The organism is Polynucleobacter kasalickyi (genome assembly GCF_900176405.1).
Lineage (GTDB): Bacteria > Pseudomonadota > Gammaproteobacteria > Burkholderiales > Burkholderiaceae > Polynucleobacter > Polynucleobacter kasalickyi.
In genome coordinates this window covers 1-25272 of record NZ_FWXJ01000015.1, presented here as the reverse complement: position 1 = coordinate 25272, position 25272 = coordinate 1, and the positions used below count along the sequence as shown (strand labels likewise).

The 25272-nt window shown below is 38.6% G+C and carries 24 protein-coding genes, 1 tRNA gene and 1 pseudogene; 20 read left to right on the top strand and 6 right to left on the bottom strand.

Annotation, left to right across the window (positions count from 1 at the left end):
- Positions 1–12: 12 nt before the first annotated feature.
- The 6 genes from rpmH to B8983_RS11990 all read left to right on the top strand — a co-directional run bounded on the left by rpmH (position 13) and on the right by B8983_RS11990 (position 5857).
- The gene (rpmH, locus tag B8983_RS12015; RefSeq protein WP_084285325.1) at positions 13–147 is read left to right on the top strand and encodes a 50S ribosomal protein L34; all 135 of its coding nucleotides are present in this window, start codon (positions 13–15) and stop codon (positions 145–147) included.
- 47 nt (positions 148–194) lie between these two features.
- Positions 195–554: a ribonuclease P protein component gene (gene rnpA, locus B8983_RS12010; RefSeq protein WP_084285323.1), complete on the top strand. Its 360-nt coding sequence runs from the start codon at positions 195–197 to the stop codon at positions 552–554.
- On the top strand, positions 505–774 hold the full coding sequence (gene yidD / locus B8983_RS12005) for a membrane protein insertion efficiency factor YidD (RefSeq protein ID WP_369405860.1): 270 nt from the start codon (positions 505–507) through the stop codon (positions 772–774). Before rnpA ends, yidD begins: the two co-directional genes overlap by 50 nt.
- A 55-nt stretch (positions 775–829) precedes the next feature.
- A complete protein-coding gene (gene yidC / locus B8983_RS12000; RefSeq protein ID WP_084285321.1) occupies positions 830–2521 on the top strand; it encodes a membrane protein insertase YidC in 1692 nt (563 codons plus the stop codon).
- Between the two features lie 14 nt (positions 2522–2535).
- Positions 2536–3906 carry a tRNA uridine-5-carboxymethylaminomethyl(34) synthesis GTPase MnmE gene (gene mnmE / locus B8983_RS11995; RefSeq protein ID WP_084285319.1) on the top strand — a complete coding sequence of 457 codons (1371 nt, stop codon included), beginning with the start codon at positions 2536–2538 and terminating at the stop codon, positions 3904–3906.
- Positions 3907–3991: 85 nt separating this feature from the next.
- Complete coding sequence (locus tag B8983_RS11990; RefSeq protein ID WP_084285317.1) at positions 3992–5857, top strand: phosphoenolpyruvate carboxykinase (GTP); 1866 nt, start codon at positions 3992–3994, stop codon at positions 5855–5857.
- A 3-nt stretch (positions 5858–5860) separates the two neighbouring features.
- On the opposite strand, the gene B8983_RS11985 is transcribed toward B8983_RS11990, so the two are convergent.
- Entirely contained in the window at positions 5861–7039 is a 1179-nt protein-coding gene (locus tag B8983_RS11985) for a M23 family metallopeptidase (protein WP_084285316.1), read from the bottom strand.
- 70 nt (positions 7040–7109) lie between these two features.
- On the opposite strand from B8983_RS11985, the pseudogene B8983_RS14235 reads away from it, so the two are divergent.
- Positions 7110–8132, top strand: a pseudogene (locus B8983_RS14235) (FAD-dependent oxidoreductase); the annotation flags it as partial.
- 17 nt (positions 8133–8149) lie between these two features.
- Here the strand turns inward: B8983_RS14235 and B8983_RS11975 are convergent.
- Positions 8150–10819 (bottom strand): DNA topoisomerase III, encoded by a 2670-nt coding sequence (locus tag B8983_RS11975; protein WP_084285312.1) that lies wholly within the window; start codon positions 10817–10819, stop codon positions 8150–8152.
- 242 nt (positions 10820–11061) lie between these two features.
- Here B8983_RS11975 and def point away from each other — a divergent pair, with 242 nt between their 5' ends.
- A complete protein-coding gene (gene def / locus B8983_RS11970; protein ID WP_084285310.1) occupies positions 11062–11571 on the top strand; it encodes a peptide deformylase in 510 nt (169 codons plus the stop codon).
- Between the two features lie 10 nt (positions 11572–11581).
- Here the strand turns inward: def and B8983_RS11965 are convergent, their stop codons facing one another.
- Genes B8983_RS11965 through B8983_RS11955 form a run of 3 tightly spaced genes read right to left on the bottom strand, consistent with a single transcriptional unit; the run spans position 11582 to position 13735 of the window.
- On the bottom strand, positions 11582–12394 hold the full coding sequence (locus B8983_RS11965; protein ID WP_084285306.1) for a ChbG/HpnK family deacetylase: 813 nt from the start codon (positions 12392–12394) through the stop codon (positions 11582–11584).
- Positions 12391–12795: a GtrA family protein gene (locus B8983_RS11960; protein WP_084285302.1), complete on the bottom strand. Its 405-nt coding sequence runs from the start codon at positions 12793–12795 to the stop codon at positions 12391–12393. The genes B8983_RS11965 and B8983_RS11960 overlap by 4 nt, the downstream gene beginning before the upstream one ends.
- Positions 12770–13735 carry a glycosyltransferase family 2 protein gene (locus B8983_RS11955; RefSeq protein ID WP_084285299.1) on the bottom strand — a complete coding sequence of 322 codons (966 nt, stop codon included), beginning with the start codon at positions 13733–13735 and terminating at the stop codon, positions 12770–12772. The genes B8983_RS11960 and B8983_RS11955 overlap by 26 nt, the downstream gene beginning before the upstream one ends.
- 100 nt (positions 13736–13835) lie before the next feature.
- Between B8983_RS11955 and B8983_RS11950 the strand changes: the two genes are divergently transcribed.
- The 9 genes from B8983_RS11950 (at position 13836) to B8983_RS11910 (ending at position 23139) form a co-directional block, all read left to right on the top strand.
- Complete coding sequence (locus B8983_RS11950; protein ID WP_159460901.1) at positions 13836–15446, top strand: glycosyltransferase family 39 protein; 1611 nt, start codon at positions 13836–13838, stop codon at positions 15444–15446.
- A complete protein-coding gene (gene fmt / locus B8983_RS11945; protein WP_234987036.1) occupies positions 15443–16432 on the top strand; it encodes a methionyl-tRNA formyltransferase in 990 nt (329 codons plus the stop codon). Before B8983_RS11950 ends, fmt begins: the two co-directional genes overlap by 4 nt.
- A 41-nt stretch (positions 16433–16473) precedes the next feature.
- On the top strand, positions 16474–17331 hold the full coding sequence (gene htpX / locus B8983_RS11940) for a zinc metalloprotease HtpX (RefSeq protein WP_084285286.1): 858 nt from the start codon (positions 16474–16476) through the stop codon (positions 17329–17331).
- A complete protein-coding gene (gene rsmB / locus B8983_RS11935) occupies positions 17331–18653 on the top strand; it encodes a 16S rRNA (cytosine(967)-C(5))-methyltransferase RsmB (RefSeq protein ID WP_159460900.1) in 1323 nt (440 codons plus the stop codon). The genes htpX and rsmB overlap by 1 nt, the downstream gene beginning before the upstream one ends.
- Positions 18653–19234, top strand: coding sequence for a DUF4390 domain-containing protein (locus tag B8983_RS11930; RefSeq protein ID WP_084285282.1), 582 nt, complete (start codon positions 18653–18655; stop codon positions 19232–19234). Before rsmB ends, B8983_RS11930 begins: the two co-directional genes overlap by 1 nt.
- Entirely contained in the window at positions 19231–21456 is a 2226-nt protein-coding gene (locus B8983_RS11925; protein ID WP_084285280.1) for a sensor histidine kinase, read from the top strand. The genes B8983_RS11930 and B8983_RS11925 overlap by 4 nt, the downstream gene beginning before the upstream one ends.
- A gap of 61 nt (positions 21457–21517) precedes the next feature.
- Complete coding sequence (locus B8983_RS11920; RefSeq protein WP_084285278.1) at positions 21518–22237, top strand: response regulator; 720 nt, start codon at positions 21518–21520, stop codon at positions 22235–22237.
- Between the two features lie 182 nt (positions 22238–22419).
- Positions 22420–22941 carry a hypothetical protein gene (locus B8983_RS11915; RefSeq protein ID WP_084285276.1) on the top strand — a complete coding sequence of 174 codons (522 nt, stop codon included), beginning with the start codon at positions 22420–22422 and terminating at the stop codon, positions 22939–22941.
- A 122-nt stretch (positions 22942–23063) separates the two neighbouring features.
- Positions 23064–23139: transfer RNA gene (locus B8983_RS11910), tRNA-Phe, on the top strand.
- Between the two features lie 111 nt (positions 23140–23250).
- Here the strand turns inward: B8983_RS11910 and B8983_RS11905 are convergent.
- Positions 23251–24216, bottom strand: a complete 966-nt coding sequence (locus B8983_RS11905; protein ID WP_084285275.1) for an alpha/beta hydrolase — start codon at positions 24214–24216, stop codon at positions 23251–23253.
- 120 nt (positions 24217–24336) lie between these two features.
- On the opposite strand from B8983_RS11905, the gene B8983_RS11900 reads away from it, so the two are divergent.
- The 3 genes from B8983_RS11900 to B8983_RS11890 are packed head-to-tail and all read left to right on the top strand — an operon-like array spanning position 24337 to position 25104.
- Positions 24337–24573: a CopG family ribbon-helix-helix protein gene (locus tag B8983_RS11900; RefSeq protein ID WP_084285272.1), complete on the top strand. Its 237-nt coding sequence runs from the start codon at positions 24337–24339 to the stop codon at positions 24571–24573.
- Complete coding sequence (locus B8983_RS11895; RefSeq protein WP_084285270.1) at positions 24563–24847, top strand: type II toxin-antitoxin system RelE/ParE family toxin; 285 nt, start codon at positions 24563–24565, stop codon at positions 24845–24847. Before B8983_RS11900 ends, B8983_RS11895 begins: the two co-directional genes overlap by 11 nt.
- Positions 24848–24894: 47 nt before the next feature.
- Positions 24895–25104: a BrnA antitoxin family protein gene (locus B8983_RS11890; RefSeq protein WP_084285267.1), complete on the top strand. Its 210-nt coding sequence runs from the start codon at positions 24895–24897 to the stop codon at positions 25102–25104.
- The last annotated feature ends 168 nt before the right edge of the window (positions 25105–25272 follow it).

Genomic DNA, 25272 nt, shown 5'->3' with positions numbered 1-25272 from the left:
TGGTGAAATCAAATGAAACGTACATATCAACCTTCCGTAACGCGCCGTAAACGTACCCATGGCTTTCTTGTTCGTATGAAAACCAAAGGGGGACGTAAAGTATTGAATAATCGTCGTGCAAAAGGCCGTAAACGTTTAGCTGTTTAAATTTAACAGTTAAGTTGTTGCGGGAAAGTTTAAATTCTTCTCCGCGTATGCATAAACATTCAAAACCGCACAAGCTATTACTTTCGCAAGAAATAGCGGAAACCCTAAAGATGCCAGGTCCTAAGACCTCGCATCTTTCTTTTCACCTTAAAGAGTCTATTGAACAAGAAAATTCAAGGCTTGGCTTAGCTATACCTAAAAAAAAGGCTAGACGAGCAATCGATAGAAATCGAATCAAAAGATTAATTAGGGAAAATTTCAGAAAAGCTTCAATTAGCCCTAATACCGATATTGTAGTGAAACTGAATAGAGCTGTAGGCCAACAAACTAGAGGTCGATTACGAGAAAAAGAAAGAGTTGCTATTAGAAAACAAATTCAACAGCATTTTCATAGTAGTTTTGAGTAATTTTATTTTTATCCTTATTAAGATTTATCAATGGGTTTTTAGACCTTTATTAGGTAATAAATGTCGATTCCACCCAAGTTGTTCAGAATATTTTAAAGATGCAGTAATGCTTCACGGACCTTACTCTGGTTCGTATTTAGGAATAAAAAGAGTTTGTCGTTGTGCCCCCTGGAGTCTTGGCGGTTACGATCCAGTGCCACAAAAAAAGATTAAGTTATAAGTTTATATTCACGCACTACAATCAACCATCATATTAATTTTGTAAAGTCATCAAAATGGAAATTAAAAAAACCTTACTTTGGGTTGTCTTCTCTGTATCAGGGATTATGTTGTTTAATAACTGGCAGATTGCTCATGGAAATAAACCCTTACCCTTCCTTGCACCGCCATCTGCAACAAATAGCACAACGCCTAGCAATGTTAAGGATGCTGAAAACGGAGCTCAATTACCAAATACTCCAAGCTTAAGTCAAAAGCAAAGTAATATTCCAGGAGGTGTTGCCAAAAACACCATGGAACCAATCGCGATTAATACGATTCATTTAGAAAATGATGTTCTAGACCTTGAGATCAGTTCAAAAGGCGGAACTATTACAAAATCATCGTTGAAAAAGCATCTTGATAAAGGTGATAAGGGCGACCCAGTTATTTTGATGGAGAATAAAGCTAATCATATTTACTTAGCTAGAAGTGGTCTTATTTCACAAGGTTTAGATGTCCCAAACCACAATGACTTATTCTTGCAAAAATTAGGGTCAGATGGTACAACTCTCGTTCTAGTATCCGAAAAAAATGGAATCACTTATGAGAAAACCTATACTCTCAAACCAAATAGTTACGTATTAGAAGTAACACATAAAGTTACTAATAAAAGCAGCAGTCCTATTCTCTCAACAATATATGCAGAGTTAGTAAGAGATGGAACCAGCATTGATGAAAGTGAGTTTTATAGCACTTTTACTGGTCCTGCAATGTTTACAGAAAAAGATAAGTTTAAAGAAGTTGCCTTTAAAGACATTGAAAATAATAAAATTCCTCCGCCAGCACCATTAGGTCTTGAAGAGCCAGGTTGGGTGGCAATGGTTCAACATTATTTTGCTAGTGCTTGGATTCCTGAAACAAATACAAAAAGAGAGTTTTATTTCGATAAATTAGATAAAAATTTATATCGAATTGGTATGACCTCTTCATTGGATACGATTGCTCCAGGGGCTACTCAAAGCCAAACCGCTAAGCTATTTATTGGCCCAGATGATGAAACAATATTGAGACCAATTTCACCAGGTTTTGAATTAATTAAAGACTATGGTCGATTAACCATTATTGCTAAACCAATTTTTTGGTTTTTGACACAAATTCATAGCGTTGTTGGTAATTGGGGATGGGCAATTATTATCCTAACGGTATTAATTAAATTAGCATTCTTCCCATTATCAGCAGCAAGTTACAAGTCAATGGCTCGTATGAAGGAAGTTCAACCTAGACTTGTACAGATGAAAGAGCAATATAAAAATGATCCAACAAAACTGAATAAAGAAATGATGGAGATGTATCGTAAAGAAAAGATTAATCCATTGGGGGGTTGTTTACCGGTAGTGATTCAAATACCGGTATTTATTTCTTTGTATTGGGTACTATTATTAAGTGTTGAGATGAGGGGAGCACCTTGGACTTTATGGATCCATGATTTGTCAGCACCGGATACTTCTTTAAGTGATCTAGTCGGTTTAAGCATTCCTATTGGAATATTGCCAATATTGATGGCTATTTCAATGTTTGTTCAAACAAAATTAAACCCTGCCCCACCTGATCCAGTACAAGCTAAAGTAATGCTATTTATGCCACTTGCCTTTTCTTTGATGTTCTTCTTTTTCCCATCCGGTTTAGTGCTCTATTACATTGTTAATAACCTTTTATCAATTGGTCAACAGTGGCAAATTAACCGGCTTTATGGCTCTAAAAAATAAAGAGTAATAACGCAGTGAACACAAGTTTAGATCCGATTGTTGCCATAGCAACGGCAACAGGGCTTGGTGGTATTGGAATTGTGAGAGTTTCTGGAAAAGAACTTTCACAATTATCACTAGTACTTTTTCGTAAAAAACTAGCCCCAAGAAAAGCTGAATTAGTCACAATTGTAGATAACCAAAAAAATACCATAGACAGTGGTATTGCTTTATTTTTCCCTGGTCCAAACTCATTTACAGGAGAAGATGTTCTGGAGTTTCAAGGACACGGTGGAACAGTAGTTTTAAACCTCGTATTAGAACGTATTTTAGAGGTGGGTCAATCTATTCAAATGAGGGTTGCAAGACCTGGAGAATTTAGTGAAAGAGCCTTTTTAAATAACAAAATTGATTTAGCGCAAGCGGAAGCAATTGCTGATTTAATAGAGGCTTCAACAGCGGTGGCGGTCAAAAGTGCTAATAGAACACTTTCAGGAGAGTTTTCAAGTGCTATCAATGAGGTTGTACAAAAAGTAACCCATTTAAGAATCCTAGTAGAAGCCACTTTGGATTTTCCAGAGGAAGAAATCGACTTCTTAGAAAGTGCTAAAGCAAAAGAACAGTGGTTAGAAATTAATAAAGCGGTTGAGAAACTTCTTCAAAAGACTAAACAAGGGTCTATCCTAAGAAATGGTGCTTTAGTTGTTTTAGCCGGTGAGCCTAATGTCGGAAAAAGCTCCTTAATCAACCAGTTGTCAGGTACTGAAGTCGCAATAGTCACGCCGATTGCAGGTACCACGCGAGATAGAATCAAAGAGACAATACAAATACAGGGAGTGCCAATTCAGATAATTGACACTGCGGGACTTCGAGAGACCATCGATACTGTAGAAAAAATAGGTGTTGAAAGGTCCTGGGATGCAATTAAAGACGCAGACCTGATTATTCATGTAAAAGATGCAACACAGCAAAATTTCGAGACTAGCCAAGACTTACAACTACAAATCGAAGCAAAATTACTGGAAGTGCAAAAATCAATACCAATTATTGAAGTATGGAACAAAATCGATTTATGCGAAGAGTCTAGTGACTTAACGGGTATTAAAATTAGTGCAAAATTGGGCAGTGGGGTTGATGAGTTAAAAGTATCTATCTTGAATCATCTCGGTTGGGAGGATCAAGTTGAGAATATTTATATCGCTAGAACTAGACACCTTGATGCAATTAAGAAAGCAAAAATTCATTTAATTGAGGCGGGAAAATATTTGTCTCAAGGGAATAGTGCTTTGGAGCTATTTGCCGAAGAGTTAAGACTCTCTCAAGACTATTTAGGTGAAATAACAGGAAAATTGTTAGCAGATGATTTATTAGGAAAAATCTTTAGCTCCTTTTGTATAGGAAAGTAAAAAGGCATACATTGCACTGCAACAATGTGAATTCAGAAAAAATGAGAAAATATCAAAAAATTAATTAACTTCAAAGAAACTATCTATGACTACTAACAACCAGCAGGAAACGATTCAACTGAATGTGCCAGGCTATATTCAGCACAAAAAACTTATTAATTGGGTCAATGAAATTGCAAAAATAACACAGCCTGACCAGATTTACTGGTGTGATGGCAGTGAAGAAGAATATGATCGCCTTTGCCAACAAATGGTAAATGCTGGAACAATGAAAAAATTGAATCCAGAAAAAAGAAAAAACTCATACTGGGCTTGTTCTGATCCAACGGACGTAGCACGTGTTGAGGACAGAACTTTTATCTGTTGGGAAAAGAAAGAGCAAGCAGGACCAACTAATAATTGGATCGATCCGATTGAGATGCGTTCAACCATGAATGGTTTAATGACGGGCGCAATGAAAGGTAGAACAATGTATGTTGTTCCCTTCTCAATGGGACCGCTCGGGTCACCAATTGCACATATTGGCGTTGAGTTAACAGATAGTCCATTTGTCGTTGTGAATATGAAAATCATGACTAGAATGGGCAAAGCAGTATTTGACGTACTTGGTAATGAAGGCGAGTTTGTACCTTGCGTTCACTCCGTTGGTAAGCCATTAGCTGCTGGGGAAAAAGATGTGAAATGGCCATGTAATGAAACAAAATACATTGTTCATTATCCAGAAACAAGAGAGATCTGGTCTTTTGGTTCAGGCTACGGTGGTAACGCTTTATTAGGTAAAAAATGCTTCGCTTTGCGTATTGCATCGATTATGGGTCGTGAAGAAGGTTGGCAAGCTGAACATATGCTAATTTTGGGTGTAACTTCACCTGAAGGTAAAAAACATCACGTTGCAGCCGCATTCCCTTCCGCTTGTGGAAAAACTAACTTTGCAATGCTTATTCCTCCTGCAGGTTTTAATGGTTGGAAGGTTACGACGATTGGTGATGACATTGCATGGATTAAGCCAAGAGTTGATCCAGTTACAGGAAAAATTAAGCTTTATGCGATTAATCCAGAAGCTGGATTATTTGGCGTTGCTCCAGGCACAAACTCTGTGACTAATCCAAACTGCATGGCTTCACTAGATAAGGATGTCATTTTTACAAACGTTGGACTTACTGATGATGGCGATGTTTGGTGGGAAGGAATGACAAAAGAAGCCCCAGCACACTTGATTGATTGGCAGGGTAATGATTGGACACCTGCAGATGGTGCAGCTGGTAAAAAAGCGGCGCATCCAAATGCAAGATTTACAGTTGCTGCAATTAATAACCCAGCTTGTGATGAGGAGTGGAATAATCCAGAAGGTGTTGCAATTGATGCCTTTATCTTCGGTGGAAGACGCTCAACGACAGTGCCATTGATTACAGAAGCCAGAAACTGGGTTGAAGGTGTTTACATGGCAGCAACGATGGGATCTGAAACAACGGCCGCAGCAACTGGTAAGACAGGTGTGGTGAGAAGAGATCCGTTTGCAATGTTGCCATTTGCAGGCTACAACATGAGTGAGTATTTCCAGCACTGGTTAACCATTGGTGAAAATTTAACAGCTGCAAATACAACTCTACCGAAATTCTACTGTGTTAACTGGTTCAGAAAAAATGACGCAGGTCAGTTCGTATGGCCGGGTTATGGCGAAAATATGCGCGTTCTAGCTTGGATCATTGGTCGTATTGAGGGAAGTGCCGAAGCAAATGAAAATATTTTTGGCTACTCACCAAGTTTTAAAGATCTCAATTGGAATGGCGTAGACTTTTCTGAAGAGCAGTTTAACCAAGTGATTTCAGTTGATAAAGCATCTTGGAAAGAAGAGTTAAAGTTACACGAAGAGTTGTTTAACCAACTTTCTTATAACTTGCCAGAAGTATTAAGAACAACGAAAGCTAAATTAGAAGATTCATTAAATTAAGTTTTAGTTATTGACTAAAGAGCGGCACTCTTCCCGAGTGCTGCTTTGTAATTTATGATCTTTGTCAACATACGTACAATCATCTGACAGTGCGTTTTTATCTTTAATAGCCTTCATTCTGCCCTCTTGAAAACGAGAGATCAATAAATCTTTGGCTTTTTTGCCACCAGATAATAGGCACTCCTTCATTAGAGCGGCATTCTCATCAACGACAATCAATAGTAATTCGGCACATCTAGATTTAGCCTCAGCGTTAACTGCTGCCATTGCAATTGGGCTTGGTTTAACTTTCAGAGCTGATGCACCACTTAAAGGGTCTACCTGAGTGCCACCAATGCTTACTTCAAAGTGTAAGTGTGGTCCGGTAGATCTTCCGGTGTTTCCAACGGTTCCTAAAATTTCACCACGGTTTAATTTTTGATTTTGACTTACTAGGATTTTATCCAAATGCCCATATTTAGAAGTAGTTCCATTTTGATGGCTCATTTCAACATAGTTACCCAGTCCGGTGCGATCTGAATTGGTGACTACTTTGATTACGGCTCCTGGCTCAGATGCAACCACATAGGTTCCTCTGAGTGCGGCAAAATCCAGACCAGTGTGAAACTCATCTTTTAAGGTAAAGGGATCTGGTCGAATACCAAAACCACTTGAAAAGATATACTCCCCCAAAATTGGCACCCCACTAGGTAGGTTTGTATTTTTATAGATTGCCAATGTCATCGATCCTTTAATTAAAGGAATATTGTTCTCAAAGATATCTAAGATAGCCTGCATTGACTCAAAAGAAGTTTGAACATCATAGGAGCTATCCTTAAAGTTAAGTAAGCTTACATGTGGCTCAGAACCGCCCTTACCAAGATCCTTCGATGATTTTGGAATTGGTTTTTGTTTAGGGAGATTTTGTAATTCGAGTTTATCTTTTAAAACCGAAAGTTCATTAAATTGAATAACCGCATCATTAATTTGATTTTGCAATTGTTCAAACCTTACAATCAATTCTGAACTAACCGGTTCTGATTGGTTAGGCGGAGGAGAAAATCCTACATACAGACCCAAACTAAAGAGGTACAAGACAACGCAAATAAACAAACCAAAAACAGAGATAACACCAATTAGCAGGTGTTTTTTTCTAACTTGTAGGTACAAATTAGTTTGATCATCATTTATTGGATCAAGCATAATTCAGTCATTATGAACTAAATTAAAATTATAAATCCTTAATGATAAAAATATTAGAAAAAAACTATCCATGCATGTGATTGTCCTAGGTGCCGGAATTGCAGGATCTTTGATTGCAGAAAAGCTAGCCACAAACTCGAGTTACAAAATCACTGTTGTCGATCAAGCGCATGAAGCTGCAACCAAAACCTCTGACCATCAACTGGCACTTGTACATCCGCAAGTAAATAAGAAAAGTACAAAATTACAACGATTTACTCAAATCGCAAATCGTTTAATTTGGCAAAAATTTCAGTCTAGCCTTCGATACCCTGGAGTGTATCAGCCTAATTTTGATGTTGATGTTAGCCTTGAAAAATTAAGTGAGTTACTACTTACTCTCAGTTTTGACCCTTTAGAAATTACACCTCTTGATTCTAATACTGCACTAGAAAAAATTAATCTTCAATGTCCAGGCCTTTGGTTTAATACTGCGGGTATTTATGATTTAAAAAAAATCTCATGTGAAGCAATTCAAACTTTAAAAAATCAACAACATCATTGGGGTGAGAAAATCATCCGCATTCAAAAAAATAAGGGGTTATGGGAGTTAATTAATTCCAAAAATGAAACGGTCTGTGCCGGAGATGCGTTAATTTTGGCAACCAATTTCCAGACAAAAGAGTTATTAAAAACCATTGATATAGAGTTGCCATTACGACCAGTAAGGGGACAGTTGAGTAGATTTATTATTCCCAAACAAAGTCAAGTTGGTAAGTGCTTACCTAAAACGGTCATGCGAGGAGATGGATACTGTTCTCCGGCAACCGAATGGGATGATGATCATTGGTTATGGGAAGTTGGTTCGAGTTATGAGGAGGATAATGATTGTTTAACACCTTCTCAGCAAAGTGCGCAGGCCAATCAAAAGAAGGGTTTATTGTTAATAGGTTTAAATAATAGTGAACAAAAATTTGTCGAACATTCAAATTTTGTCGGACTTAGGAGTGCCTCGAAGGATCGTCTCCCATTGATCGGCCCTGTTCATGAACACCCTGGATTATTTCTAGCAACTGCATATGGCTCACGTGGATTAATTTGGGCAACCTTAGGTGCTGAATTAATCCACGCTTATTTAGCGGCCTTTTTTGCAGGAACAGATTTTTTGGCAGCAGGTTTTTTAACAGCGACTTTTGCAGAAACAGATTTAACAGGTTTAGAGTCAGAGTTAGCGTCATCCGTATCCCCCGCTCGTTTCTTTGCCGGCGCTTTAACCGCACGAGCTTCAAACTCAAAGCCTACCTTTCCTTCCGGACTTAAAGCTAAATAAGCTTTAAAAATACGACCATTTCTTTGTGACTTAAAATTCGTCAACAAATCCGTTTTACCGGAAGTTAGTAACTTTTGAATTTGTTCAGAAGAAATCTCTTGTTGCAGAATAACTTTGCCAGTTGAAAAGTCGCAACTACGGTCAGGACCTACTGACCTTTCACAAATATAACTCATGCCGTGCTCATAGATTGCTCCTGAACACTTTGGACATGCCCCCAAGGCTTGAAGACCTGTGAAGTCAACGGGTTCATCGTTATCTGCGTTATTCTGACCAAAATCAAATTCAAGCTTATATCCTGCATTTGGATAATCTTTATCATCCATCGGAATTTCAGAAAGCTTAATAATCGCGGCAAAAGGGCGCCCCATTTTGCTTCGAAAGCCTTGTAATGGGCCAACTTTTTTCTCGCGTATCAGCTCTTCCGCTTCAACATACTCTAAAGCTTTTCCACCCGGAATTTTACTAATCGAAAAACCACACTTTTCGCAAGAAAAACGCCGATAGTTTTCTTTTACTGGGCCACCACAATTAGGACAAGGAGATTCTAAGGTAATGTAATCCCCTGGAATTGTATCGCTATCAAACTCTTTGGCTCGTTTAACAATTCGTTGTGTCATTTGAGCAATTTCTTGCATGAAACTAGACCTTGGAATTAAGCCTTTTTCCATTTGTGATAATTGAAACTCCCAACCTCCAGTTAAGGCTGGTTGAGTAAGTTCTTCAATTCCCAATCCTCTTAACAGAGTCATTAATTGAAAAGCTTTTGCCGTCGGAATCAATTCGCGGCCTTCTCTAAAAATATATCTTTCAGCCAGTAAACCTTCAATAATTGATGCTCTAGTGGCAGGAGTTCCTAAGCCTTTTTCAGCCATCGCCTCTCGAAACTCATCCTCTTCCACCAGCTTACCAGCACTTTCCATCGCAGATAGTAAAGTCGCTTCAGAAAACCTTGCCGGCGGTTTGGTTTTCAAACCAACTAAATCTACGGATTCAGTTTGAACTTTTTCACCTGGTGCAACTACCACTAATTCTTTATCATCTTGACTATTACGACCGTACACTGTCAGCCAACCAGGATTTACTAAAATCTTTCCTTCAGTTTTAAAGGAGTGACCACTTACACTTGAAATTCTCGTTGTTATTAGGAACTCTGCTGGTGGGTAGAAAACAGCTAAAAACCTTCTAACCACTAAGTCAAACAGTTTTTGCTCTGGTTCAGAAAGATTTTTTGGAGCCTCTTGAAGGGTAGGAATAATCGCAAAGTGATCAGAAATCTTAGAGTTGTCAAAGATCTTTTTATTCGGTTTTATCCAATTATTCTTCTGAATCTGAGCAGCAAAGGCAACATAATTGTCGGAAACTTGACCGAGAGATTCAACGGTATCTTTGACTGTCTGAATATAATCCTCAGGGAGTGCCCTTGAGTCGGTTCTTGGATAGGTTAATACTTTATGACGCTCATATAAGGCTTGGGCAAGGCCAAGAGTGTTTTTAGCAGAAAAGCCAAACCTTGCATTGGCTTCTCTTTGTAAGCTAGTTAAGTCAAATAATTGAGGGGCTTGTTGGGTCGAAGGTTTAGACTCTTCAGTGACCGTAGCTTGCTTATTTTTACAGGCAAGAACAATGCTCTTAGCTTCCGCTTCAGACCATAAGCGCGTTTCACGTAATTCCGGATCAATGACATCATTTTTGCCTTGCTTTTTAAATTCAGGATTAAACCATCTTCCCTCATAAATACCAGCAGCAGCAATAAACTGTGCACGCACCTCCCAATAGTCACGGGATATAAATTTACGAATACTTTCTTCACGCATTACCATAATCGATAATGTTGGAGTTTGTACACGACCTACAGTAGTAAGAAAGAAGCCACCACTTTTACTATTAAAAGCAGTCATGGCTCTAGTACCGTTAATACCGACCAGCCAATCAGCTTCGGAACGACACCTTGCCGCATCCGAAAGAGGTAGCATTTCTTCATCGGAGCGTAAATTAGCGAAGCCTTCTCGAATGGCGCTAGGCGTCATGGATTGCAGCCAAAGTCGCTTTACTGGTTGAGTCGCCTTCGTTTGCTGAGCTATTAAGCGAAAAATTAATTCGCCCTCTCGTCCCGCATCGCAAGCATTAATAAGTGCCGATACATCTTTACGTTTAATTAACTTTTGTAAAGCTTTTAAACGAGACTCGGTCTTAACAATAGGCCGTAACTCAAATCGGGGCGGAATAACGGGTAAATTATTAAAAGACCACTTACCGCGTTTCACCTCAAACTCTTCAGGTGCAGTAATTTCAAGTAGGTGACCGACCGCAGAAGAAACGATAAAGTTATTACTTTCAAAATAATCATCGTGCTTCGTAAACCCACCTAAAGCCCGAGCGATATCTGCCGCGACCGAAGGCTTTTCAGCGATGATTAACGTTTTTAAATGATCAGTTTCTACAGCGGAGTTACTAGGTTTTTTGGCCAATTTTCATACCTTAAAATTAAATTTCTCTTTTTTATTATTACCCGAAGACGAGAAAAAAATGTAATTTTTTCAATGTGTGCAATAAAAATTTCAAAAAATTATTATAAACATATGATTATTATGGCTTTAATTTTAAGTAAATTTTTAGGAGATTCATGTATAAATTCAGTAGAAATTATCCTTTTGCACGCTATACTAATTTCAATTAGGTAAAATAATAACTTCTAACTTGTATTCTATATATGGCATTACTACCTATTATTTGTTATCCAGATCCAAGGCTACACAAAGTGGCAAAGTCAGTAAAGACATTCGACGATCGCCTCAAAAAAATTGTGGCTGATATGGCTCATACCATGTATGAGGCTCCTGGAGTTGGACTAGCTGCAACTCAAGTGGATATTCATGAGCGTATTATTGTCATCGATACATCAGATAGTCGGGAAGAATTAAAGGTTTTTATCAACCCTGAAATTATTTGGCAAAGTGATGAACATAAAATTTGGCGTGAGGGATGTTTATCGGTGCCAGATTATTTTGATGAGGTTGATAGACCGAACAAAGTTCGTGTAAGAGCTTTTAATGAAAATGGTGAGGTTTTTGAATTAGAGGCAGAAGGTTTGCTATCTGTATGTATTCAACATGAAATGGATCATTTGATTGGTAAAGTATTTGTGGATTACCTATCCCCTTTAAAAAGAATGAGAATCAAAGGGAAAATGAAAAAAAGAGAAAAGCTCTACTCCAACTAATATCTATTCGTTAATTGGTGCCAATGGAGATGTTAAATAACTCCAAGTCTTCTTGGAAAGCATCCGAGCTTAGATAGTTAAATTCAATCGGTCTTTGGTGACCAATCGCATCATTTACAACAGAACTTACAGCTGGGTGACACATGATTAAGGTATTACTTCGGGAATTCTTTAGCCAAGCTTGAGCCAACGCTCGATAAGAAGCTTCTGTCGGTGCATTAAAGCCATAAACACCCAAAAAGCCAGCGTTGGAAGGAATATTTGTCATGCTTAGAAGTTTTTTAAATTGTTTCCCACCAAGTAATTGCAGAATAAGACATTTAGTGACTTGTGGAATGTTTGTGGCCCCACTTGGTAGCAAGGTATTTCGAATCCAAGGTAGTTCGTTCTTTGAATAACGATTGAATACTTCATCAAGAAGGACTTGACCAATCCCAGAAAACTGATGGACATGTTGATGCCCATCAATGTAGTCGGGCATAAAACCAAAAAGATCTTCAAATCTTGATAATTGGGAGACAAAAGCCTGACGCACCTGATTCGTATTAATCAGTCCTAGTTGACTTAACAGAATCCATTGAAACAGAGGCTTAATACATTGCCCCTCAATATTAGGAAAATTCAGAGTTAAATTAAAATGTAAGCCTACCTCAAGGCCATTATTATGCGCCTTCTGAATATCTTGAATGCAGGAAGTAACGTGAGAGCCCTCAATTAAAACGCTCGTGGCAGAGAGGCGTTTGGCCTCAAAGAGTTTGAAGATAGCTTCGTTAATAAGTGGGTCTTGCCCAAAATCGTCCGCACAAATTTGAATGATGGTCATTGGGATAGCTTAAAAGCCCAGCGTTTTGTAACGATAAACGTACCAATTGCAACCAATAAAACGATAATTGGTAAAGCGATAAAGTAAGGTGCGTGTAAGTGATAAATAGAGACGAAGAACAAGCCTTCATTAAACATAAACGAACATGCAGAAACAAAAAAATACCGTTTTAAAGAATAGTAAAAAGATTGATTCGAGTCAGAAAATGTCAAATAGCGTTGACCTAAAAAACTAAAACAAAAGGCAATGAAAAAAGCAAAAATATTGGCCAACATGGCTGGTACAGCGAAAAGCTCTACAAAAAAAATTACACTGAAGAAATGAACTGCAGCCGCCCCGCCCCCTACGATGATAAAAAGACTGACTTGAGGGAGTTTACGAATCCAAGGAACTATTATCATGATCTTTTGCAATCAAGTAGAGAGGCCGTTGTTTAACCTCATCAAAAATACGGCCGATGTATTCTCCGAGGATTCCAATGGATAATAGTTGCACACCAGAAAACAGCATTAAAGCAACCGTAATCGTTGGCCAACCACCAACAGGGTTGCCATAAATGAGGGTGTCAAAAACCACATAAATAGCATAGGAAATAGCAACTAGCGAAATAAATCCACCAATAAAAGTCCATAGCCTCAAAGGTAGGGTGCTAAAAGCGGTAATGCCTGAAAGGGCTAATTTGATCAGACTCGTTAATTTAAAACTAGACACGCCACTAAAACGGTCGGCTGGAATAAAAGGCATGCCGATTGATTTAAAACCGACCCAAGCATACAAACCTTTCATAAAACGATTTCTTTCCGGCAACATCTTGAGTGCATTCACTACTTTACGATCTAACCACCGAAAATCCCCTGCATTTTGTGGGATTGGAACATCTGTTCCAGCGCTCATTAAAGAGTAAAAAAAGCGGGTGCCAAAGCGTTTTAAAAATGATTCATTACCACGATCAACAATTACACCATAGACCATGTCATAACCACTTTGCCAAAGGGAGCACATTTCGGATAGTTTTTCCATCGGATGTTGAAAATCCGCATCGATCAACAAAACAGCATCGCCTCTTGCGTGATCAATCCCTGCAGATAAGGCGGCTTCTTTGCCAAAATTTCTGGAAAATGAAAGGTAGCGAATGCTATTTTCTTGGGCTAGTTGGACACCAATTTCATCCGTATTGTCGCGACTACCATCATTGATAATGATGATCTCGTAAACAGGGGTAATTTTAGAAACAGTTAATCTTAATGTTTCGACAAACTTTATTAAATTAGTCGATTCATTATAAGCCGGCACAACAACGCTTAAAGAAAAGTTGGTTAAACGAGAAGGATTAATAGGCATATTCAAATTTTACAGTTAAATCTATAATTACAGACTATAAATCATAATTAAGAGAAAGCCTCCGTTACTAATGGTGGAAAATGAAAAATCCCAAAAGTTAGTGAAAAACGCCCTACCAATATTCTTGCTGATTGCATGTATTTGGTTTTTCACCACCGTTGTAACGCGACATGCGCCTGAATGGGACAACATGGAGGAGCTGGTTTGGGCTAGTTCATTTGAGTTGGGATATCAAAAACACCCACCACTCCCTTCATGGATTATTTATCCCTTAACGATGCTCATCGGTAAGGTCCTTTGGTTACCCTTTGCCTTAGGCTATCTCAGTGTGCTCTTCTCCCAACTGATTGTTTTTGATCTTTATAAAAAAATATGCAAACAAAGTAATCAATTAATTCCAAGTTATGCGCCTTTGGTTTTTGTTTTAACGGGATCAACGATTATTTATTACACCACTAGAGGTGGAGACTACAACCATAACAGTGTCCAACTCTGGTCAATTGCAGCCATGTTTAACTTTTATTATTCTTCTTGGGTGCAGGAAAGAAAAATAAACTTTGAGACTTCTAATAAAAAGAACTACTTCTTGTACTGGATTTTATTAGGACTTGTAACTGGCTTAGCCCTTCTAAGTAAATATAGTGCAATCGTACAAATCAGTGTTTTGCTAGTTCACTTTCTAGTTGATAAAAGGTTCCAAAAGAAAAGTGCCCTACTTGGTATGATGATGAGTATTGCCATTTGTTTACTGATAATGGGTCCCCACTTGCTCTGGCTTTATGAACAAACGAACCAAGGTCAAGGCCCACTTTTTTATGCGAGAGAATCTCTCGCGGAGTCCTCCTCTTATGGCACAAAGTTATTTGAACTTTTTAGTGGTTTCTTTTTAACCCAGATTTACCGAGTGTCGCCAATAATTATTGGGATTTATTTGCTGATTCATTTGGCTCAGAAAAATAAAGATTCGCAGTTGCAATTAGTAGAAAAAAATCATTTGAAAACCACGTGGTGGCATCGATTTACACAACAAGATCGTATTTTTTTGATTTTTTTTGCCCTTGGCCCAACTGTTATTACTCTCATGATTGGTATTTTGCTAGGTCAAAAAATTGAGGCGAAGTGGGCAGTTACTTTTTATTTAGGTATTGGCTTTATTGGTTCTTTTTTTGTAAGTGATATTTCAATCGTCAGCTTTATCAAAAAAATACTGTGGATACATTGCCTTTTTGCGGTTGGTTATGCTTTGATTGTGGGGCCGGGAGCCGATTATTTAGGTAAGCAAGGTAGAGGAAATTTTCCAAGTAAAAAATTAGGGGACGCTATCAATTTACGCTGGCAAGAAAATAGTGCTTTTACCCATGGTCAACCGATTAGTTGGATTGCAGGTGACACCTGGATTATTGGTAATGTCATTATTAATGACCCTGTATCTAAGGGTAGAAAAATAAAAGCTTGGATTGATGCGAATGATTTAGAGTCGCCATGGTTAATGCCCTCTGATAGAAAAAAGCCCCTCTTAATTTTGATGGACCATGCCCCAACGCCTGCGGGTCAATGGTGGCGAGGCGGACATCCACCTTCGGCAAAAGTGATGGAGTTATTTGAAAAAGCACCCGTTAAAGGTATTGTTTCTGTACCGTGGACAAGTAAAAAAGATGCGCCCCCACTTCAGGTAGAATGGGCGATTTTGCCAAGTGTGGAGGAAAATTGAGACCTTTAAAAATCGTTTATGCAGGTACCCCAGAGTTCGCAAAAATCATCTTAAGTAGTATTTTGCAAACAGCGCACCAGGTTGTTTTAGTCATGACTCAACCAGATAGGCCCTCTGGCAGAGGGTTAAAAATACATCCAAGCCCTGTCAAAGAAGTAGCACTAGATAAAAATATTCCCCTACTTCAACCAACCTCTTTAAAACTTGATGGGAAATACCCTCAAGAAGCCTCAGAAGCTAAATCCATATTAGAGCAATTAGACTTTGATGTAATGGTTGTGGCGGCTTATGGACTGATCTTGCCAAAATGGTTGTTAGCGTTGGCGGAGTCTAAATCGCAATTAGGTTGTATTAATGTCCATGCTTCACTATTGCCAAGATGGCGTGGGGCCGCACCGATTCATCGAGCGATTTGGTCCGGAGATGTGGAGACTGGCACATGTATTATGAAAATGGCAGAAGGCTTAGATACTGGACCCATCATTGCGCAAGATCGTCTTAACATTCAAACGTTTGATACCACTCAAACCCTACATGATCGATTAGCATCTCAAGGCGCAAGATTGTTAAATGAAACTCTAAACGACGTTGCGCACGGTAAAGAGTTTCAATTGATTAACCAGTCAGAAATTGGTGTTACTTATGCTCAAAAAATCCTCAAGGAAGAAGCTTTAATCGACTGGTCGCAAGATGCTCAAATAATTAATCGCCAAATTCGAGCATTAAATCCAGGGCCGGTTGCTTTTACTCATTCCTTGGATGTACTTTATAAGTTCTGGTTAAGTGAGGATATCTCCGACGTAGTTACCCAGCATCGCTCAGCTACTCCTGGGGAAATTCTAGAGATTAATGAGCTTGGTATTGAGATAGCCTGTGGCAAAGGAGTTTTACGCATCCTTGAATTGCAAAAAGCGGGTTCTAAAAGGGCTACTTCTAAGCAGTTTATTCAAACGAATAGCTTCCATGTTGGTCAGAAATTTAACTAAAAATTTGATATATTGATACTTACATTTGAGAGGGAGGAACAATGTTTAATTTAGCTAAAACCGCAGTTTTAATGGCAGTCATTACTGCATTGTTTATTTTTATCGGTGGTGTCTTGGGCGGTGGGCAAGGTGTTTTGATTGCATTTTTATTTGCTGTTGGCATGAATTTCTTTAGTTATTGGAACTCAGACAAGATGGTCTTAAAGATGGTTGGTGCCATCCAAGTAGATGAGACAAACTATCCGAAGTACTATCAGATGATTAGAGAGTTATCACAAAAGGCTGATTTACCAATGCCCAAAGTGTATATTATTGAGGAAGATGCACCGAATGCATTTGCCACAGGTCGGAATCCGGAGAATGCAGCTGTTGCAGCTACCACGGGTATTTTAAGTATATTGACCGAAAGAGAGTTGAGAGGTGTCATGGGCCATGAGTTAGCTCATGTTAAACATCGTGATATCCTGATTTCAACAATTGCGGCAACAATGGCTGGTGCGATATCAGGCATCGCCAATTTTGCGATGTTTTTAAGCCCCAGAGACAGCGAAGGAAGATCAAATCCGATTGCTGGAATATTAGTGATGTTGTTAGCGCCTCTTGCTGCTAGTCTAATTCAAATGTCGATATCAAGAGCTAGAGAATATGATGCAGACCGTGGTGGCGCTGAAATAAGTGGAGATCCTGAAGCATTAGCAATGGCTCTCCGAAAAATAGAGAACTATGCATCTGGTATTCCTTTTCAAGCGGTTGAAGAGCATCCAGCAGTTGCTCAAATGATGATTATGAATCCTTTGTCCGCAGGTGGTTTACGTGGATTGTTTTCAACCCACCCAGCCACTGAACAGCGAGTTACTAATCTTTTACAAATGTCTCAAACAGGAATATATCCAAATTAGTGAATAAGACGACCCCCCCAAAAAAAACTGAATTAAGTAATGTGCCAAATGAATTAAAAGGAGCTAATTTAAGTCAAATTCTCCAACATTCTGCAATCGCATTAAATGCTTTAGAGACTGGTATGACTTTGACTGAAAGCTTTGTTAATCTGCCTAAGGAATTACGTTCTGCAGTTCAGAGTTTTACTTTTACAACACTTCGCCATAAAGCTAGGTTGTTGCACGTTATTTATGAGTTTATTACTAAAGAACCAGAAATTGAGGTCGAGAACTTACTTTTAGTTGCTGCTAGCGTCTTGCTACCAGATTCTCCGAATAAATATAACTCTCATACCCTAGTAAATGAAGCGGTAAATGCAGCGACTCTATCCACTAAAACGCAATATGCTAAAGGTTTAATCAATGCTGTGTTAAGACGCTGTGTGGAAAACCCAAATTTATTTATTGGACCTGTTCGGGACGATGTCGAGTATTTTCAACAATGGTGGGTGAAGCGCCTTAAAAAAGCGCATCCTAAAGATTGGTTAAATATTCTTGACACCAACTTACATGAGCCTGGTTTTTACTTACGTGTTAATACAACAAAAATTACGAGACGCGAATATCTAGATTTACTCGAAAACCAAGCAATTGAGACCATTGAAATCCCAAAGGTATATTTAAAACTGGCGCCACAGGCAATTCGTTTGGCTCATTCGATACAAGTACAGCAATTACCTGGATATGATCAAGGTTATTTTAGTATTCAGGATTTAGGCGCGCAATTTGCCGCTCACTTATTACCTTTAAAAAAAGATCTGCGTGTTTTGGATGCTTGTTCAGCGCCGGGTGGTAAAACGACGCACTTATTAGAGTTGACGCAGCTTGATTTAACTAGTCTTGAGCTTGACCCATCGAGAATCCTTCGAGTCCAAGAAAATCTTAGTCGATTAGATCTTGCTTCGAACGTTATTCAAGGCGATGCTTGCGATTTAAAAAGTTGGTGGAATGGTCAGTATTTTGACGCCGTCCTGGCCGATGTCCCTTGTTCTGCAAGTGGGATTGTAAGAAGGCATCCAGATATTTTAGAATTGCGAAGAGATGAGGACTTTCAACAACTATCTATTACTCAAAAGAAAATCTTGGGTAATTTGTGGGAGGTGCTCAAACCCGGCGGTTTTTTGCTTTATGTAACTTGCTCAGTGTTTCCTGAGGAGGGTGAGAATCAATGCCAATGGTTAATGAGAACCTACAGCGATATTGTGCGGTTAGATTGTTTAGGACAGCTTTTACCAAATCAATGGCATGATGGTTTTTTCTATGGGTTGTTTCAGAAAAAATAATGACTTATTTACGAAAATTTCTTCTTGTAATATGGGTGCTGATTGCGGGATTCATCAGTGCTCACGTATTTGCAGAAGGAATTAAGTTAAGACAAATTCAATTGGAACCTATCGAGTCGAATTGGTTTTTAAATGCCTCTTATCAAATAGACTTGCCGACAGAGTTAGGCGATGCTGTTAGAAAAGGGGTTAATTTTCACTTTTTAGTAGAACTTGAAGTTACTAGAGGCCGTTGGTATTGGTTTGAAGAGCGACCGATTCAAGCGATGAAACATATTCGATTATCTTATCAACCATTAACTCAGCAATATAGAATTAATGGTGGTGGACTAACAATCTCTACGGCAACTCTCGAAGAGGCATTATTACAACTTGGCTCTATCGGTGGGTGGCAAGTAGCAGAATTGGCAGCTCTGGATAATAATAAAACATACCAAGGCGCTATTAGAATGCGCCTAGATTTAAGCCACTTGCCAAAACCATTTCAAATAAATGCATTAAACGCAAGGGAGTGGAATCTCTCTAGTGATAAACATGTGTTCTCATTTACGCCGCACTATAAAGTACCCCTCAGTAAATGAAAACATTTAAATCCGAAGCTAGTGAAAAAACCTTTAGTGGGCAATATCGTCTAAAGCGTGATTTAACCGCTTTCATTATTGTGGTTTTTATTTTAGCGATTCTTTTAATTAGTCTTTTAACAGGTATTAGTGCAGACGCTCAAATTTTAGGCCAATATTTTGTTTGGCTGTATACAGCCAATATTATTATCGGAGTTGCACTTTTATTACTCATCGTCGGCTTAGTTGTCACTCTTACAATCCGTTGGCGTCAAGGATATTTTGGTACACGACTCATTGCAAAATTGGCGATGATTTTTGGTTTGGTTGGTGTGCTGCCGGGAGCTATTTTGTACTCAGTATCACTCCAGTTCGTTGGGCGTAGTATCGAATCTTGGTTTGATTTAAATTTGGAGTCAGCTTTAGATGCTGGTTTAAATTTGGGTAGAACTTCTTTTGAAATGGGGCAGAAAGATTTTTTAAATACAGGCCACCAGATTATTCAGAAAATTTCCGTAGAGAACTTTAATGAGACAACCCAAAATTCTTTATGTAAGCAATTTAATTTACTTGGCATTGAAATATTGAATGAACAAGGTGGGCAATTAGTGACAAAGCCCTGTACTTCTGAACCCTTGGTAGAGAACTATGCCTATTTAGATGTCCTGCCTATTTTAAAAAGAGATGGTCAAGTGGCATTGGTGGATGATTTTGGTGGAGGTAATAGTGTCGATAACTATCGTTATATTGCTTTATATAAATTATCAAATAATAAGATAATTAAGTTAACAAAAAAGATGCCGATTGAATTGGCTGAAAATGCGAAGGTAGTTCAAAATGCTTATAGTGAGTACCAAGAAAAGTCTTTAAGTCGGGTTGGTCTGCGCAAAATGTACATTGGGTCTTTAACCTTAACAATGTTCATCGCCCTATTTGTGGCAATTACTCTAGCATTAATTTTGGGGCGCCAATTGGCTCAGCCTCTATTAATGTTGTTAAGAGGAACGCAAGCGGTAGCACAGGGTGATTTATCACCTAAGCCGGAAATCAATTCGAATGATGAATTAGGCATGCTAACTCGTCAATTTAATAACATGACAAAACAACTTCGAGAAACGAGGCAGTCTTTACAGGAGTCAAAAGATTTTTCAGAATCAGTTCTCACAAATTTAACGGCAGGTGTTTGTGTTTTTAATCAGGACTTTCATTTGCTAGTTGCAAACGAGGGAGCTAAAAGAATTTTAGAGCGCGATTTAACACCTGTTATTGGTAAAACACTGAGTACGATTCCGGAGTTGGTTTTCTTTGAAAAAAATATTAAAGAAGCTTTTAAAGCCAATTTAATTTCAATTGGTGGTGAGGACGGACTCAATACTAGTCTAGGAATTCAATCCTCTTGGCAAAGGCAACTCCCTTTGTATGATAACCCGCTCGAAGAGGATAAAACAATTCCTACATTGTTGACGAGAGGTACAGAATTAATTGGCCAACAGTATATTATTGTCTTTGATGATATTACCGAGGTCATTACCGCTCAACGCGCCTTGGCGTGGGGTGAAGTCGCACAGCGCTTAGCTCACGAGATTAAAAATCCACTTACCCCGATTCAATTATCTGCTGAGAGAATTTACCAAAAATTGGCAGGGAAAATTTCTGTTGAGCAGGAAGATATTGTTGCAAAACTCACGAATACAATTATTCACCAAGTTCAGGCCATGAAGACGATGGTGAATAACTTTAGAGACTTTGGTAAAAAGCAGTCGCCTAATATGCAAGAGATTGATTTAAATTTACTAATTAATCAAATTATGGGGCTTTATGAAAACAATCAAATTGATTTGAGGTTAGACTTAAATTGCCCTCATATTATTGGTGATCCAACTCAAATCCGGCAAGTCATCCATAATATTTTACAAAATGCTTTGGATGCGGCAATAGAAATTCATTCAGAACCTGAAATTGAAATCAAGACTGAAGCTGTGAGTCATGAGGATCATTTAGGTAATATTGAAAAATTAGTACGGTTTTCAGTTGCGGATAACGGGCCAGGCTTTTCTCCTCGAATTTTAAGTAGGGCTTTTGAACCCTATATCACTTCAAAATCAAAAGGGACTGGGTTGGGACTTGCAGTGGTTAAGAAAATTGTCGATGAACACGGAGCAAGAATAGAGTTAAAAAACAGAATGAGAAAAGATGTGATTCGTGGAGCAAGAATTTCAATTTTGTTTCAAAAGTTGGCTTAATTAAGTGCAATATCACCGCACCTTATTGACGTATTAAAATAGTTTTACAGGAAGAAAATGAATGGCAAATATATTAGTGGTTGATGATGAAATGGGAATCCGAGAGTTGCTTAATGAGATATTAAGCGATGAAGGTCATGTGGTTTATTCCGCAGAGAACGCACAACAAGCGAGGACCGTGCGCGACCAGCTCCAACCAGACTTGGTCTTGCTAGATATTTGGATGCCAGATACGGATGGGGTCACACTACTAAAAGAGTGGTCAAAGGATAATAAGTTGACGATGCCAGTTGTGATGATGTCCGGTCATGCGACCATTGATACCGCCGTAGAAGCCACTCGTATTGGCGCATGTAATTTTCTTGAAAAACCAATTGCATTGCAAAAGTTACTGAAAACGGTTAATCAAGCCTTAGAAAGAGTTCTACCTAAAGAAGATGTTTTTAAGTCAACATCAAATGTGATTAAAGAATATTCAACAACCATGCTTGTTAATGCCGCCGAAAAAACCGGAATATTTGATGCGTCAAGGCAAGTGATTGATGGTGAGTCTGTCTTGCCGGGATCTGCTGATGCAGAGTTAAATCCGGGTCATTTTGATTTACCACTTCGTGAAGCAAGAGATATTTTTGAGAAAGCTTATTTTGAGTATCACCTCAAAAAGACCGGCGGTAGTATGACCAAAGTTTCAGAATATACGGGGCTTGAGCGGACCCACCTATATCGAAAGTTAAAAGCTTTAGGCATTGATGTGCGCAAAGCAGGCAGTAATGGTAATTAGCAAACTGGAGAATTAACAAGCTCAAATAAATCAAGTCCAACTAGAAAGTTGGAAAGTAATTTAGGCATCAGTTTTAAATTTTTTAATTACTTACTTTAAGTTGACTATTCTTGTTATGATGTAAAACACAGTAGTTAATCTGGATTGTGTAAAGAAAATTTCTTACAACTTGAAAGGTTAAAATGAAAAAGTATTTGTTAATGATGTCTCTCGCAACATTAGGCGCTATGGTTACTCAAAGTGCAGTTGCAATCCCCCCACCAAGTTGTACAGATACCTATAGCTCTTCAAGCCGAACGGATAATCGTATTTATGCTGGCTTATCTTGGCAACTCAATGGAAGTAATGGATTTGTGCCGGATATCATTTTTGGTGCTCGATCATTGAATGTTAATTCTGATAATGCTGTTAGTGGCGCTGATTTTAATATCAGACTTCTCATTAAAAAAGATGTTAGCCTTGATAGCGTGAAATTAAGCTATGTTGGTGGAAGTCGTAATCTCTTGGGTAATGCCGGTCTAGGCTATTCTTTTACGAACACCGGAATTTTTGCGACCGCTGCTGCACAGTCTGCATTTTCACGTCTGGGAGCAGATTATCAATTTGGTAGCGAACGATTTACGCCCTATTTGGAAGGTAATACCCTCTACTCCCCTAATGAAGAGCCATCAAGAGTTACCGCCATGTGTTCAACCCCAATCTAATTTAGATTCACTTTAAATTAACGGAAGATAAAGTGTATGGAGTGGTTTTGCAACTGAGTTGAAGAGTCTGATTAACAGACTTCTTTATCTCTTGTAGAACTTCGGTTATAATATTTGATTATGGCCTGGTAGCTCAGTCGGTAGAGCAGAGGATTGAAAATCCTTGTGTCGGTGGTTCGATTCCGCCCCGGGCCACCAAAATCAAATAATGCCCTGCTTCGTGCGGGGCATTTTCTTTTACGGCTTGGATCGGTTAGACGCCATAAGTCTTGGATATCCCTATTAAGAAATGTCCTTTAAAAGGACAGATTAAATAAGCTTCATTTGTTTCAAAACTAACTTACCTAAAATGCCATATGGATTAGCTATTGTTTCAGGCATCTCAAAATGGTTATAGTTTTGACCAACTATATAGTCAACAGGTTTACCCACGTCCTTAACTGCTTTAGCAAAGTCTCTGCTTTGTCTTTGAAAATCAGGAGTTTCTAGACTGCCATGAGCAACGATGATTGGAGTATTTAAAAACTCAAGATGTCTTTGGGTGCTTAGGGCATCTTCCATGCTGTCAGTAAATTTTACATATGAACTTCTGGCTGACAGGCGGGCAGGTTTTAAATCATACATCCCACTACACAAAAGACCACCTTTAATGATATTCATTGGTAAGTCATAATTTTTTTCCCAATTTGTGACTAGGGTTACACCGGCTAAATGACCTCCAGAGGAATGTCCGGATAGATAGATCTTATTGGGGTCACCATTAAAGCTTGAAGCGTTTTTATAAACCCATGCTACAGCACGTCTTACTTGATCGATCATGGGCATTAAATCGCCACCAGATTCAAAAGCGTTAATAAAATCAGGCACCACAAAATGAGCGCCAGCATTTACAAAAGTCTCAGCTTTAAAACCAAAGTTTTTGGCTAATCCAGAACGCCATGCTCCACCATGAATAAAAATATTAATAGGTGCTTTGGGACGATCGCAGAGATAAACATCAAGACCCTCTATTGGGGTTGGCCCATAAGCAAATCGTTTTGGATTACCTAGACGGCTACGAGTGATATCGCTATTGGAGGCATATCGACTTTGAATTTGCCTAATATTTGGAGCATAAACACTTTGATCATAAGAGGCATCAAGTTCTGCCTGATCCATATCTAGCCATACCAAGGGCCCTTTTTGTTTGGGTGGGGTTGAAGATGTAGATTGGGCAAAGGCTGAAGAAACAATTCCAGCTCCCATTGTAAAAAGTAGTGATCTTTTTGTATTCATATTGTCCCCTTGTGATTCTTGATTATGGGGGAATCTGTTAATAAAGGCAAAGGACTGGATTAGACATCCTCAGCCCTGTTCGTATATAATGTATACAAAGTATTCTTTAGGGAAAATATTATGGAAACTTCGGTTTTAACCTTACGGGTTAGCAATAAAACAAAGTCAATGCTAGATAAATTGGCAGAGGCCACTCAACGCACAAAATCTTTTTTAGCTTCAGAGGCAATAGAGCGCTATTTAGAAGTTGAAGCTTGGCAGGTTAATGAAATTAAGGCCGCCTTAAAAGAGGCGGACAACCAAGACTTCATTTCAGAGAAAGAGTTTGCTAAGTTAGTGAAAAAGCATGCAGGTTAAGTGGTTACGTAATGCCGCCAAAAACCTAAATGACGCTACAGAGTATATTGCGGATGATAACCCTAAAGTAGCTAGAGAATTTTTTATTCATACCATTGAAAGTGTTAATAAATTAGCTCAATATCCAGAGCTTGGCAGAGCCGGTAGAGTCCCAGGAACTAGGGAATTGGTTATTTTTGGATATCCGTATATTGTCCCGTACCGTATTAAGGACGGAAATGTGGAAATATTGCGAGTATTTCACACGTCAAGAATGTGGCCTAAAAAACTTTAAATTACATTTAGTAGAGATTAATAGTGATAGCTGATTAAAGGTGACATATGCGTAAAGAATATGATTTTTCTAATGCCCGAAAAAACCCATATGCTTCAATGTTAAAGAAGCCTATTACGATTCGTTTAGATGAGGATTCGGTGAGTTACTTTAAGACAATTTCAGAAGAGGTGGGCATTCCTTACCAAAGCCTCATTAATCTTTATTTAAGAGATTGCGCCGCTTCGCATAAGAAATTGAACCTTAGCTGGAAGTAGTCTAGAGGTAGGATTAGATCTCCTGAGGGCCTGGTTCGATTCCGCCCCGGGCCACCAAGAAACACTAAAACCACCTTCTGAACTGACCCATAAAAGTTGGACAGTTTAATTAGGATAGCAGAAGGGATTGATTTCGGTAATTAACCGGACTCAATCCCTTTAACTTTT

Coding starts and splice junctions, on each gene's coding strand:
- B8983_RS11930 (WP_084285282.1), top strand. CDS start 18,653: ATGACTTATTTACGAAAATTTCTTCTTGTAATATGGGTGCTGATTGCG.
- B8983_RS11925 (WP_084285280.1), top strand. CDS start 19,231: ATGAAAACATTTAAATCCGAAGCTAGTGAAAAAACCTTTAGTGGGCAA.
- B8983_RS11960 (WP_084285302.1), bottom strand. CDS start 12,795: ATGATAATAGTTCCTTGGATTCGTAAACTCCCTCAAGTCAGTCTTTTT.
- yidC (WP_084285321.1), top strand. CDS start 830: ATGGAAATTAAAAAAACCTTACTTTGGGTTGTCTTCTCTGTATCAGGG.
- B8983_RS11905 (WP_084285275.1), bottom strand. CDS start 24,216: ATGAATACAAAAAGATCACTACTTTTTACAATGGGAGCTGGAATTGTT.
- def (WP_084285310.1), top strand. CDS start 11,062: ATGGCATTACTACCTATTATTTGTTATCCAGATCCAAGGCTACACAAA.
- B8983_RS11955 (WP_084285299.1), bottom strand. CDS start 13,735: ATGCCTATTAATCCTTCTCGTTTAACCAACTTTTCTTTAAGCGTTGTT.
- htpX (WP_084285286.1), top strand. CDS start 16,474: ATGTTTAATTTAGCTAAAACCGCAGTTTTAATGGCAGTCATTACTGCA.
- rpmH (WP_084285325.1), top strand. CDS start 13: ATGAAACGTACATATCAACCTTCCGTAACGCGCCGTAAACGTACCCAT.
- B8983_RS11895 (WP_084285270.1), top strand. CDS start 24,563: ATGCAGGTTAAGTGGTTACGTAATGCCGCCAAAAACCTAAATGACGCT.
- B8983_RS11965 (WP_084285306.1), bottom strand. CDS start 12,394: ATGACCATCATTCAAATTTGTGCGGACGATTTTGGGCAAGACCCACTT.
- B8983_RS11900 (WP_084285272.1), top strand. CDS start 24,337: ATGGAAACTTCGGTTTTAACCTTACGGGTTAGCAATAAAACAAAGTCA.
- B8983_RS11890 (WP_084285267.1), top strand. CDS start 24,895: ATGCGTAAAGAATATGATTTTTCTAATGCCCGAAAAAACCCATATGCT.
- B8983_RS11985 (WP_084285316.1), bottom strand. CDS start 7,039: ATGCTTGATCCAATAAATGATGATCAAACTAATTTGTACCTACAAGTT.
- B8983_RS11990 (WP_084285317.1), top strand. CDS start 3,992: ATGACTACTAACAACCAGCAGGAAACGATTCAACTGAATGTGCCAGGC.
- B8983_RS11915 (WP_084285276.1), top strand. CDS start 22,420: ATGAAAAAGTATTTGTTAATGATGTCTCTCGCAACATTAGGCGCTATG.
- B8983_RS11920 (WP_084285278.1), top strand. CDS start 21,518: ATGGCAAATATATTAGTGGTTGATGATGAAATGGGAATCCGAGAGTTG.
- rnpA (WP_084285323.1), top strand. CDS start 195: ATGCATAAACATTCAAAACCGCACAAGCTATTACTTTCGCAAGAAATA.